The organism is Yersinia sp. LJYL362 (assembly GCF_048323875.1).
Window position 1 is genome coordinate 19,711 of the sequence record NZ_JBLWEX010000281.1, and the last position, 11,625, is coordinate 31,335.

Here is an 11,625-nt window from a genome sequence, read left to right on the forward strand (position 1 = left end):
AAGTGCTCCCCTTCTATCTCAATGGTAAAGAGATCCGTCGGGAAACCGTAGCTTAAACGCGGGCTGTTTGCATTTCAGATACGATAAACACGGATCTCTCATGTTCTTGTCTGCGCTAATGGGTTAATGACTGATAACAATTTTCCCCACATGCTGGCGTGAATCAAAGTGCCGCCAGGCCTGTTTAGCATCGGCAAACGCGAAAGCACTATCAATGACTGGCATGATTTGATGTTGCACCAGCACGCGGTTCATCTGTTCAAAATCCTCACGTGAGCCGACATTTATCACCCGAAAGCGTGCAGAACTGTTGAATAAACTGAAAAAATCGATTGCCACTGCATCGTGCGCCACAAAACCGATCAGCGCCAGTTCTCCGCCAATACAGATAGAGCTAATGGACTGATTTAGCGTGCCCGGCCCGCCGACTTCAACCACTCTATTCACCCCAACCCCTGCGGTTAAGCGCAGCACTTCATGGCTCCAATCCGGGTGCTGAGCATAGTTGATAACCTCATCGGCACCCAGTGCTTTCAGCTGTGCGGCTTTGGTTTCGCTCGAGGTCGTGGCAATGACCCTCGCCCCCATGGCTTTCGCTAGCTGGATAGCAAACAGGGAAACGCCACCGGAACCTAAGGTTAGCACCGTCTCACCCGCTTTAACTGGCCGGTCACCATTAAGTGCCGACCACGCAGTGACTGCGGCACAGGGAAGCGTTGCCCCTTGCTCAAAGCTGAGATAATCAGGCAACGCTAGCAGTGACTCTTCGCTAACCACTTTATATTCCGTCAGCCAACCATCGCGGTCACTACCGTATAGTTCAGCACGCCCTGAGGCCTGAAAAGCACCGCCAAACCAGCGCGGCATAAAGGTATTCACTACCCGATCGCCCACCTTAAAGCGCTCGACCCGCGGACCCATTTGGATAACCTCACCGGCCGCATCGGATAGCGGAATATGTCCTGGGTAAGAGGGTAAGGTGTATTGACCATTCATAATGGCCAGGTCGCGATAATTCAGTGACGTGGCGCGTATTCGAACTAACACTTCTCGCGCCTCTGGTACCGGCATCTCTTCCTGACAAAGCGCTAAGTGGTCAAGATGACCAAATTGTTTGAAACGATAACTCTGCATAGTGGTATTTCCTATCGTGATAAATGTAATGCTGGACGCACGGTAAATTGCGATCCGTTTTCTGGTCACTCTTGCTGTAGAAAAGAGCGGCAAAGCAACGATTACGAAATTCTAGACAAGGCTGATTAATGAAACTAGATTGATAAATTGAATCTTAAATTCCAAATATGAAATTATGCTGGATGAATTAGCGCTTTTTGTGAGTATTGTAGAAATGGGAAGTTTGCGGGCGGCGGCGGAAAAAGCCGCGATTCCACCGTCGACCCTGACGCGCCGCTTGCAGAAGCTGGAACAACATCTGGGTTGCCGCCTGCTACACCGCAGTGCACGGCGCATGACTCCGACCAGTGAAGGCTGGCAATATTACGAACAGTGTCGCCCACTGGTGCATTCTTTACAGCAAGCAACAGCGAAATTGGACATCACACTTCATCAGGTCAGCGGCCTGATCCGAGTGCTGGCACCGGCAGATTTAGCCAATGACAATCTGGCGCCCGCCTGGATGTCGTTTTTAACACGATATCCACACGTCCAGCTTGAACTGGAACTGAACAACTACACGCAAGATTTAATTGGTAGCGGCGCTGATGTGGCGATCCGCGTAGGCGCTCAGCCAGATTCATTACTCAATATGCGAAAACTGGGGCAAAGCAAGGAGATACTGTTGGTCGCCTCACCTGATTATCTCGCGAAACACGGCATACCTGAATCCATGGATGAGCTACGGTTATGTGATTTGGTGGTCAGCGCGCCGTTATCGACCTGGGCACTGCAACACCGCCACAGCGGGGAAACCGTGCGCTGGCAACCCCAAGGGAAATTTTGTGTTAACGGCGTTTATCTGGCGCTACAGGCGGCACAAGCAGGATTAGGTATCCTATTTTGCCCTGTCAGTTTGTGCCATAACCCACTACAGCGCGGTGAACTGATTCAGGTATTACCCGAATGGCAAGGTGCCTCTCGCGAGATTTACGCCGTATGGTCGCAGCAACGCTATGTTCCTGCCAGAGTGCGGGCTTTAATTGAGCACCTGGCAGACTTTTGTCAGCAGGACCCACTGTTAATAATGTGAAATATAAATTAACCATGACCATCCTCATCCAGCGGATGCCTTAATTCAAGGCATCTGTTTCAGCCATTTAAATAATTGTCATAGACAATATATTATTTCTATTTCTTTTTTTGTTCTATCGCTAGACGATTTACTGCTTTGACTTTAATTGTTGGCTCTAATATAAAAACAAAAACATTATCTCACTGCCTAATGAGATTATAAAAAGAGTTAACAATGAATGTCAGTGAAATTTACCGGCGCGACCGGCAGGGAATTATCGTACTTCTTTTATCGATAGCGATTTTTATCGTTTTCGCCTTCTGCTTACCCCGTTTTTTATCCACGGATAATTTGGTTAATTTAGTTCGTAGTGTCACGCTTCTTGGCATTCTCGCCGTGGCAATGGGGATGATAGTTATTGGTCGAGGAATCGATCTCTCATTAATATCAGTTATGGCGATGTCTACCGCCTGGCTGTTGAATATGCTTAATCAACAAATGCCCCTTGCTGTAGCATTGCCATTAACCCTGCTGGCGGTGATTGCCATTGGCATGGTGAATGGCCTGCTGATTGCCTACGCAGAGATTCCGGCCCTGTTCGCCACTCTGGCTACCGGCATTCTGGTCTACGGCGTGGGTCGGTCACAATTGATAAGCCAGGATGTTATCTATCTGCCAAAATCTCAGCATACCTTGGCCGCACTGGGCGAAGCGGCACTCGGCCCCGTTCCATTGGAGATAGTGCTGTTTTTCGTGCTGGCGGCGCTGATGGCGGTGTTGCTACGCTTTTTTAAGTATGGCCGTTATCTCTATTTAATGGGCGATAATTTACAGGCGGCGCGTAATATCGGCATTCCCGTTCGTCCACTGATTACCTTGCAATATACCCTTTCTGCACTGGTGGCATTTATTGCTGGCCTGGTGATTGTTGCCAGTTTGCACTCCATTAACACCCGTATTATTCACTCCACACTCCTGTATGACGTGATATTAGTGGTGGTCGTAGGTGGAATAGGTTTATCGGGTGGCAGAGGCGGCATGCGTAATGTTATTTACGGCACGCTCCTTATTGGTCTGTTAATAAATGGTTTAACCATTCTTGATATTTCCGACCTCTATCAAAATTTGATCAAAGCCAGTTTTCTTTTAATTGCCCTGATTATCGACGGGGTCATTAACCCTCGCGATGAGCAAACTGATCAGCAGGGCGACATCTGAGTCATCATTTATTCACACAGGGTAGCGAACATGAAAAAATGGCAGAAAATAGTCGCGCTGAGTTTAGTAATCAGTGTATGGGGTGGCAGTGCGTTTGGTCGCGACGAACCGGGCCCCACCAGCGTGGCTGAGCATTTCAAAGATAAGACGGTGGTACTGATCCCAATGGCGATGGGCATGGACTTGTCACAAGGCTGGGCGCACTACATCGGCAACGCACTAAAAGCAGAAGGTATTCACTTTGAAACACGTGATCCCAACTGGAAGCCAGACGACGGCGCAGAAGCACTGACCGACGCAATTAACCGCAAGGTCGCTGCAGTTATCGTGCAATCACCCGACCTGCAATCCTATTCGCGCCTTTATAAGCGGGCGCAGCAAGCAGGCATTTATGTTATTCAAGTCGATAACCCGAGTAACTTCTCCTCAGACGCCTTTGTCGGCAGCAACTGGACCACCGTGGGCCAGCTAGAAGCGCAAGCGGTCGTTAACGGCTGTGGTGCCAACTCAACCCAAAAAATTGGCGTCATTCAGGGCGATCAGGTTAACGCCTCCAGCCTTGATCAGTGGGCGGGCTTGCAGGAAGAACTGAAAAAACACCCTGGTTTTGAAGTGGTTGCTGCGCCCTACTCCAACTGGGACGAAACCACTGCACGCAACGTCACCAGTACGCTAATCCAACAGCATCCTGACGTGTGCGGCATTGTTGATTTCTGGTCAACTACCGCGCAAGGCACTGGTGCAGCCATCCGCGATGCGGGTAAAACCGGCAAAATCTTTCTCGCCACAACCGGTGGTGGCGAACAGGCCGACTGTGATCGTCTCAGTAATGGCGTGATTGATGCGCTGGTTTCCACCGATGTGCCGAATCAATCGCGCGATATCAGCACGCTGGTGAAATATCTGCTGCAAAGCGGGATACAGGCGGGCAGTGCTAAAACCTGGATTTACACGCCGGAATCCATCACTACACGTGCTGACGTGAAGCCCGGAACCTGCTGGTCTCTGAAAGCCAACGCTGCCGCCTAATTACTCTCGATCAGTCGTGCGCGGCTGATCACTTCATTTATCGGGTCACTCATCATGTCTATACGCGAACGGGCGGCACGACTCCGCTACAATATCATTCCCAGTTATCTCATCGGTGAACTGCTGACCAAGCGCTGGATCGACAATGTGATTCCGTTGTTGTTTCTGCTGATTCTGCTGCCGGTGCTCGGCCATTTTTTACCTGGTTTTTTCGCTCTTTCGAGCCTGACCGACACCTCGCGGCAGTGGGGTGAATTTGCTCTGGTGGTGATGGGGATGAGCATCGTGATGCTTGGCGGCGGTATCGACCTGAGTGTCGGTGCTATCTTTGCCCTTAGCGCCTTTACCGCCGTTTCGGCCAACGCTCTGCTTGGGCTACCGCTGTGGCAATCGCTGCTGCTGACACTGGCGGTTGGTGCACTGGCCGGTGCCTTTAATGGTGTATTGATTGGCTATTTACGACTGCGGGCCTTTCTAACCACGCTGGTCAGTTTTATCCTCCTGCGCACATTGTTCGATATTCTGGTGGTGAAATACGCCTCTCAAATTCAACAGTCGTCAGTGGATAACCCGCAGTGGAATTTCATCGGTGAAGAGGGAATCGGGCCGCTGCCAGTCAGTTTTGTGCTAGCGGGGCTGGTAGCCATCGGCCTGCATCTGCTGCTCAGCCGCATGCGTCTTGGCTGGCACATTCAGGCGGTGGGCGGCTCGCGCCGCTCGGCATGGAACACCGGCATTGCCGTGCGCCGCACCGTATTTATCACCTATGTACTCTCCGGTTTGTGCTGTGGGCTGGCGGGTTTTTTGCTCGCCACACGGATGGGCGGCGTAGGCCCGGGGACGGGATTAGGGCTCGAGATTATGGCGCTGACTGCGGGTGTCGTTGGTGGCAATAGCCTCGGCGGCGGGCGTGGCTCCATCATGAAAGGTCTCCTCGGCGCTGTCATTGTTTTGCTGCTGACCAATGGGCTAATCCGCCTCGGGTTGCCCAGCGGCAGTACCCAAATGGTGCTGGGTGCGGTGTTGATTGCCGCCGTCTTTCTTGATATTCGCTGGCTGAAGAACCGCCACAAAGTGCTGGCGAATGTCTATGTGGCACCGATTTACACCCGCATGGGTGAAACGCTGTCAGCAGAACCGGCAGCACAATCAGCCTGGTCGCTGAACGACAAACTGGCGGACACTGAATTTATCGGCCTCGGTGAGTTGGAAGGGCCGGAAGATGTGATTCTCGATAACCAGGACAACCTCTACTGCGGCACCCGTCACGGCGAGATAATCCGCTTCTTCGCGCCCGATTATCAGCAATCTGAAGTCTTCACTCATATCGGCGGTTTCCCGCTTGGTCTGGCACTGGATAAAGACCAATCGCTGAAAATCTGTGTCGGCGCCATGGGGCTGTATTCTGTGGCAACCGACCGTTCCGTGACGCAGCTTTCCACTCAAACCCGCCGTTCGTGGCTGTCCGTGGTGGATGATGCACGGCTACGTGACCCCAACGATTGTGATATCGCACCAGATGGACGGGTGTTCTTTACCGATTCCACCACGCGCTATGACGCGCACGAATGGGCGCTCGATAGCATCGAAAGCCGCCCAACCGGCCGCCTGCTCTGCTACTTCCCCGATAGCGGCAAAACCGAAACACTGCTCAGTGGCCTGCGCTACACCAACGGCATCTGTATCGCCCACGATGGGCAGTCACTATTTTTGGCTGAATCCTGGGCCTGCCGCGTGCATCGCTACTGGTTCGACGGGCCGAAAAAAGGGCAACTGGAGTGTGTTATCCGCGATATGCCCGGTTATCCCGACAACATTAACCGCGCGTCAGACGGCCGCTACTGGATGGCGTGGCTCGGCATGCGCACCCCCACCTTCGATCTGGCGCTACGTCACCCTGGCATGCGGCGGCGCATGACTCGGCGGCTGGTGCAGGATGAGTGGCTATTTCCCAATATCAATACCGGCGGCGTGGTGAAATTCAGTGAGCAAGGCGAGATTCATGATGTGCTGGGTAATTTGGGTGGCATGAGCCATCCGATGGTCACGTCAATGCGCGAACACAAAGGATATCTCTATGTGGGCGGAATTTTGAATAACCGTATTGGCCGCTACCGTTTGCCCGACGCCGATCCCCATTGGACCGGTTACCACTCTTATTGGGGGCGAGTCGCATGAGCCGTTTTTCAGGGTTTGATCTTTTTCGCGGTAAAGCGCTGACCATTCCGCCGCTGGATGGGCCACTGCAACCCAACAGCGCGCTGGATGATGCGGCTACTTGGCTGGCCACGTCGCAACCGGATAATTTAACCGCAGACGGCGAGCAGGTGCTGTTCTCCAGCGGCAACCAGTTATTACAGTTAGCTAAGGATCCGCACAGTGCGCCGACCCTGCGGTGGCAATTTCTGCAGCCGATTGTCAGTATCGCCGCACGCCCTGGTGGCGGGCTGGCATTAGCATTAACAGATGACTCATTATGGCTGTGGCAGGACGGCGCGCCCCAGCCATTACCTCCCCCACATGATGCCGTGCGCTGTATTACCGCCATGTTGTTTCTGAATAGACAACAACTGGTGCTGTGCATCGGCTCCGGGCGACTCCCTGCCACCGAGTGGTCGCGTGATCTGCTGCTAAAACATCGGGAAGGCGCGGTGTGGTTGTGGGATTTAGCCCACAAGCAGGCACATTGCCTGGCCGACGGGCTAGGCTACCCGCAAGGTATTACCCTCGGTCGTCAGGCCAATACACTGCTGGTCACGGAAAGTTGGTGTCATCGGGTGATTGAACTGACACTCTCCCGCCCCGGCATCAATGTGGTGCTGGACCATTTGCCTGCTTATCCATCGCGTATTGTTACCCGTCATGATGGCAATGGCTACTGGCTGAGCTGCTTTGCCCCACGCAACCGGCTGGTGGAGTTTGTTTTGCAAGAGAAAGCCTATCGGCTGGCAATGCTGGCTGAAGTACCGCCATCATTTTGGATTGCACCCGCTTATGCATCCGGTCATAGCTTTCTTGAGCCGCTTCAGTGCGGAGCGGTCAAAACTATGGGGGTGCACAAGCCCTGGTCACCCAGCCGCTCGTGGGGGCTGGTGATACAGCTGGATAAACAGGGGCAGCCGATTGCCAGCTATCACAGCCGTGCCGATGGGCAGCGGCACGGTGTGAACAGCGTGCTGGATACCGGCGATTCCCTGTGGGTGGCATCACGCGGCGGCGATGCGCTAATTAATTTGCGCCAGGAGACACTGCATGCATAAGCTACTGACATTAGATAACATCAGTAAGCATTATCACGGTGCGCAGGCGCTGGATGATGTGAGCTTTAGCCTACGCGCCGGTGAAGTCCACGCGCTACTCGGTGAGAACGGTGCGGGGAAATCAACACTCAGTAAAATCATGGCGGGGGTGGTTATACCAGAACAAGGTGAACTGCGCTGGGAAGGCCGCCCCATCAGTTTTACCTCCCCCGCCGAGTCGCGTAAACAGGGTATTGCCATGGTCTTTCAGGAGACCAGCCTAATTCCGTCGATGACCGTGGCACAAAACATCTGGCTGGGTGATGAGAAAACCTTTAACCGCCTACGCGGTGTCTATATTGCCGCGCAGCAATTCCTGCAAACTCTTAGTTTCCCTGTTGATCCTACGGTGCAAGTGGCCACTCTGGGCGCAGCAAAACGGCAAATGGTGGAGATTGCGCGCGCAGTGCGCCTGCAAGCCAAAGTGATCATTTTCGATGAACCGACCGCCACGTTAACACCCGAGGAGAAACGACACTTTTTCGCCCTTATTCGCCGCTTACAGAAACAAGGCATCACGCTGGTATTTATCAGTCATGCCATTGAAGAGGCACTGCAACTAGCGGATCGCATCACTATTCTGCGCGACGGCAAGCATGTTATTACCGACGACGCTCAGGCCTTTAGCCGCGAAAGTATTATTGCCCATATGATCGGAAGAACGACAGAGAATGTCCCAGTAGTAACGACGCGCACCCCGCGCCCCGCCGGGCAGAAAATCCTCAGTGTGCAGGATCTCTCACGTGGCAATGTGGTGCGTAATAACGCGTTCTCCCTCTACCGCGGCCAAATTACCGGCATTTTTGGTCTGGTAGGGTCCGGACGCAGTGAAACCGCCCGCATTATTGCTGGCATTGATAAGCGGGATTTTTCGCGCGGCGGCACGATTGAGCTGAATGGCCAGCCGGTGCGCTACCGCGTGCCACGTCAGGCGATGAAAGATGGCATCGTCTATGTGACCGAAGACCGTAAATCAGAAGGTTTTTTTGAAACGGCAACCATTGCCGAAAATCTCTATGCCGGATTACTGGCCTCCAACCTACATCATTCACCGCTGGTTAGCCGACGGGCACAAGCCGCACTGGCTGAACAGTGGCGGCAACGGCTCAATATTCGCGCCCTCAACCCACTAGAGCCGGTGGTGGCGCTGTCGGGGGGTAATCAGCAAAAAGTGGTGATCGGCAAAAGTCTGGTACAGCAGCCGCGCTTAATTATTTTTGATGAGCCGACACGCGGCGTGGATGTCGGCGCGATCCACGAAATACATCAGTTAATTAATCAGTTGGCGGATGACGGTCTGGCGGTGGTGGTTATTTCCTCCTATCTGCCGGAGATTCTGGCGCTGTCTGATCGCATTTTGGTATCACGGCAGGGCCGGATAGTGGAAGAGTTTACCGCCGATCAGGCCGATGAGAAAAGAATCATGTACGCCGCAGTGCATTAAGCGGCCAACCACGGGAGAGCCAATATGGCCTTAGTGAACTATATCGATGAAGCACAGGCGGAACCGCGCGTTAAAGCAGTATTCGACGACATTAAACAGACGCGGCAGGTCGAGACAATTAACAACTTTTGGCTGGCGCTGGCTAATGACCCTGCCGCACTGGAGCGCACCTGGTCGAGCCTAAAAGCGATTATGTCCCCGGATGGAGAGTTAGACTCGTTAACCAAAGAGCTGATTTACGTGGCCGTTTCGATAACCAATGGCTGTGATTACTGCACGGTGTCGCACCTAGCCGCGGCGCGCAAGGCTGGGCTAACAGTGGGCCAGCGCAACGAACTACTGGCAATTATCGGCATGGCCAATGAGACCAACCGGCTGGTGAAAGGCTATCAGGTAGATATCGATCCGGCACTGCACAGCTACGCGGCAGGGTTATAAGCCCAAGCGCGGGTTCCAATTGCTGACAAGCTGACGAACCCGCGCCCTTGCATTAAATTTCCCTTTTACCTGATATAAATACTCGTCTAATTTTCGTTATGTCACTCAGGGATAATCCGATAACGCTCCGCAGCATGTTCCTGAGCAAAACCCGGCAACATAGCTTGCCGCGCAGCCTGATGGTCCGCCCACTGCGCGATATCATGCAGCGGTGGAATGGTCACAAGTTCGCGGCGATCAAAGCCCACTAATGCCGCATCCACCAATTCCCCTACCTCCATCAGCGCCGAAACAGTATTGATATCGGTGCCCGAACGCTGCCAAATTTCGGTCCGTGTGGCGGCAGGCAATACGGCCTGAACATAAACACCTTGAGGGGCAAGCTCAAGACTGAGCCCTTGAGAAAGAAACAGCACAAATGCTTTGGTCGCACCATAAACCGTCAAACCAAATTCTGGAGCCAAGCCAACCACCGAGCCAATATTAATGATTGCCCCCTCGCCGAGGGCCGCCAACCGTGGCGCAATAGCACTGGCAAGCCGCGCGAGAGCCGTCGTGTTAAGGGTGATAATCCGCGTAATATCGTCCGTGGACTGTTCAATAAAACTGCCGCTAATATTCATACCCGCGTTGTTCACCAAGACTCCGATACGATTATCATCTCGTAATCGTGTTTCTACAGCGGCAAGCTCGTCGGGCTGAGTCAGGTCAGCCGGTAAAACGTCAACAGTTATGTCATTGTCCTGACGAAGTTGAGCTGCCAATGCTTCCAACCGCGCACCATCGCGAGCGACCAAGACCAGGTCATGCCCGCGACGTGCGAAGCGTTCAGCATAAGTGGCACCAATACCGGATGACGCACCTGTAATAAGAACCGCGGGGATCGTATTCATGAAATTTGCTCTCTTATAGATAATTTATAGATGACGAATATCATTTATTATTAATATTATGATCAGCATCATCTAAGTGTCAACGAGGATTCACTTGCAGGAATAGATTATGTATTGATGAGAGGCGACATCTATTGATGCGTTAGCATGGCATACTTTATGATGCTGCCTGTTCAATTAGGAGAAATGTATGGCCCGGGTATCAAAGCAACAAATGGCACTCAATCGCGAGGCCATTGTCGAGACATCTTCGCAACTCTTCCGTGCTCGGGGTTTGAACGGCGTCAGCGTTAACGATTTAATGGCGGCGGTCGGTTTGACTCATGGCGGATTCTACGGTCACTTTGCTTCTAAAGATGAACTGGCGGCGATTGCCAGCCGCAAAGCACTCGACGATTCCAGTACCCGCTGGCAAGAAATCAGCAGCCAAGCGGATCAGAATAATCTGCGCACGTTGGTGGAGCTGTATCTCTCACCGATCCACCGTGATCATGCTGAAAATGGCTGTGCAATTACCGCATTAGCCAGTGATGTGGCACGTGAGAATGATGATAATCCCGTATGTAAGGTCTATCTCAGCGGTGTGAAATCCATGCTGGCGAGAGTAGAGTCCGTCTCTAATATAGAAGACGCTGAACAACGCAGGCAGCATGCGTTGGCACAGTTTGCGATGTTGTCCGGTGCATTAATGCTGGCGCGTGCAACCACCGGGGATAAGTTATCGGATGAATTTCTTGATGCGGCCAAAAAAGCCTTATTGGCTGACGAATCATAATTTAACCCTCACACATTATCAGCAGCCCCTTCCTACTCAGCTAGCAGAAATGGGCCGTCAAGGATAATGCTCGCGTTATGGATTCAAGGCTTTTTTTGAATCCAACGCACTGTGGATAGCGGCTTCCAATTCGTTAGCTTCGAATTTCGCGACATAAGCGTCGGCCCCCACTTTACGCACGTGGTCTTCGTTTGCACTACCCGATAATGAGGAGTGGATAATCACCGGAATATTCTTCAGGAATTCATCCCGCTTAATATTCAGTGTCAGAGTAAAGCCATCCATCTCCGGCATTTCTAAATCAGTTAATACAAATGAAATTTTATCCGAAACCGGACGGC

11 protein-coding genes are annotated in these 11,625 nt (G+C 52.5%); 8 read left to right on the plus strand and 3 right to left on the minus strand.

Annotation, left to right across the window (positions count from 1 at the left end):
* Positions 1 to 123: 123 nt before the first annotated feature.
* Positions 124 to 1,134, minus strand: coding sequence for a zinc-dependent alcohol dehydrogenase family protein (locus tag ACNSO8_RS18475; protein WP_418395478.1), 1,011 nt, complete (start codon positions 1,132 to 1,134; stop codon positions 124 to 126).
* A gap of 175 nt (positions 1,135 to 1,309) precedes the next feature.
* Here ACNSO8_RS18475 and ACNSO8_RS18480 point away from each other — a divergent pair, with 175 nt between their 5' ends.
* From ACNSO8_RS18480 to ACNSO8_RS18510, 7 genes are all read left to right on the plus strand, one after another.
* Entirely contained in the window at positions 1,310 to 2,206 is an 897-nt protein-coding gene (locus ACNSO8_RS18480) for a LysR family transcriptional regulator (protein ID WP_418395479.1), read from the plus strand.
* A 216-nt stretch (positions 2,207 to 2,422) separates the two neighbouring features.
* The gene (locus ACNSO8_RS18485; protein WP_418395480.1) at positions 2,423 to 3,406 is read left to right on the plus strand and encodes an ABC transporter permease; all 984 of its coding nucleotides are present in this window, start codon (positions 2,423 to 2,425) and stop codon (positions 3,404 to 3,406) included.
* Positions 3,407 to 3,436: 30 nt separating this feature from the next.
* Entirely contained in the window at positions 3,437 to 4,435 is a 999-nt protein-coding gene (locus ACNSO8_RS18490; protein WP_418395481.1) for a sugar ABC transporter substrate-binding protein, read from the plus strand.
* A gap of 54 nt (positions 4,436 to 4,489) precedes the next feature.
* Entirely contained in the window at positions 4,490 to 6,613 is a 2,124-nt protein-coding gene (locus ACNSO8_RS18495; RefSeq protein ID WP_418395482.1) for an ABC transporter permease, read from the plus strand.
* Positions 6,610 to 7,695 (plus strand): hypothetical protein, encoded by a 1,086-nt coding sequence (locus ACNSO8_RS18500; protein ID WP_418395483.1) that lies wholly within the window; start codon positions 6,610 to 6,612, stop codon positions 7,693 to 7,695. The genes ACNSO8_RS18495 and ACNSO8_RS18500 overlap by 4 nt, the downstream gene beginning before the upstream one ends.
* Positions 7,688 to 9,178: a sugar ABC transporter ATP-binding protein gene (locus ACNSO8_RS18505; RefSeq protein WP_418395484.1), complete on the plus strand. Its 1,491-nt coding sequence runs from the start codon at positions 7,688 to 7,690 to the stop codon at positions 9,176 to 9,178. Before ACNSO8_RS18500 ends, ACNSO8_RS18505 begins: the two co-directional genes overlap by 8 nt.
* 24 nt (positions 9,179 to 9,202) lie before the next feature.
* A complete protein-coding gene (locus ACNSO8_RS18510; protein ID WP_418395485.1) occupies positions 9,203 to 9,616 on the plus strand; it encodes a carboxymuconolactone decarboxylase family protein in 414 nt (137 codons plus the stop codon).
* A 101-nt stretch (positions 9,617 to 9,717) separates the two neighbouring features.
* On the opposite strand, the gene ACNSO8_RS18515 is transcribed toward ACNSO8_RS18510, so the two are convergent.
* Entirely contained in the window at positions 9,718 to 10,509 is a 792-nt protein-coding gene (locus ACNSO8_RS18515; protein ID WP_418395486.1) for an SDR family NAD(P)-dependent oxidoreductase, read from the minus strand.
* 190 nt (positions 10,510 to 10,699) lie between these two features.
* On the opposite strand from ACNSO8_RS18515, the gene ACNSO8_RS18520 reads away from it, so the two are divergent.
* Positions 10,700 to 11,284, plus strand: coding sequence for a TetR/AcrR family transcriptional regulator (locus tag ACNSO8_RS18520; RefSeq protein WP_418395487.1), 585 nt, complete (start codon positions 10,700 to 10,702; stop codon positions 11,282 to 11,284).
* Between the two features lie 75 nt (positions 11,285 to 11,359).
* Here the strand turns inward: ACNSO8_RS18520 and ACNSO8_RS18525 are convergent.
* Positions 11,360 to 11,625 (minus strand): response regulator (locus tag ACNSO8_RS18525; protein ID WP_418393600.1); only part of this gene is annotated, 266 nt, incomplete at its 5' end.

Bases quoted from the DNA above. Each gene is read 5' to 3' on its own strand.
- ACNSO8_RS18475 (WP_418395478.1), bottom strand. From the start codon at position 1,134: ATGCAGAGTTATCGTTTCAAACAATTTGGTCATCTTGACCACTTAGCG.
- ACNSO8_RS18480 (WP_418395479.1), top strand. From the start codon at position 1,310: ATGCTGGATGAATTAGCGCTTTTTGTGAGTATTGTAGAAATGGGAAGT.
- ACNSO8_RS18485 (WP_418395480.1), top strand. From the start codon at position 2,423: ATGAATGTCAGTGAAATTTACCGGCGCGACCGGCAGGGAATTATCGTA.
- ACNSO8_RS18490 (WP_418395481.1), top strand. From the start codon at position 3,437: ATGAAAAAATGGCAGAAAATAGTCGCGCTGAGTTTAGTAATCAGTGTA.
- ACNSO8_RS18495 (WP_418395482.1), top strand. From the start codon at position 4,490: ATGTCTATACGCGAACGGGCGGCACGACTCCGCTACAATATCATTCCC.
- ACNSO8_RS18500 (WP_418395483.1), top strand. From the start codon at position 6,610: ATGAGCCGTTTTTCAGGGTTTGATCTTTTTCGCGGTAAAGCGCTGACC.
- ACNSO8_RS18505 (WP_418395484.1), top strand. From the start codon at position 7,688: ATGCATAAGCTACTGACATTAGATAACATCAGTAAGCATTATCACGGT.
- ACNSO8_RS18510 (WP_418395485.1), top strand. From the start codon at position 9,203: ATGGCCTTAGTGAACTATATCGATGAAGCACAGGCGGAACCGCGCGTT.
- ACNSO8_RS18515 (WP_418395486.1), bottom strand. From the start codon at position 10,509: ATGAATACGATCCCCGCGGTTCTTATTACAGGTGCGTCATCCGGTATT.
- ACNSO8_RS18520 (WP_418395487.1), top strand. From the start codon at position 10,700: ATGGCCCGGGTATCAAAGCAACAAATGGCACTCAATCGCGAGGCCATT.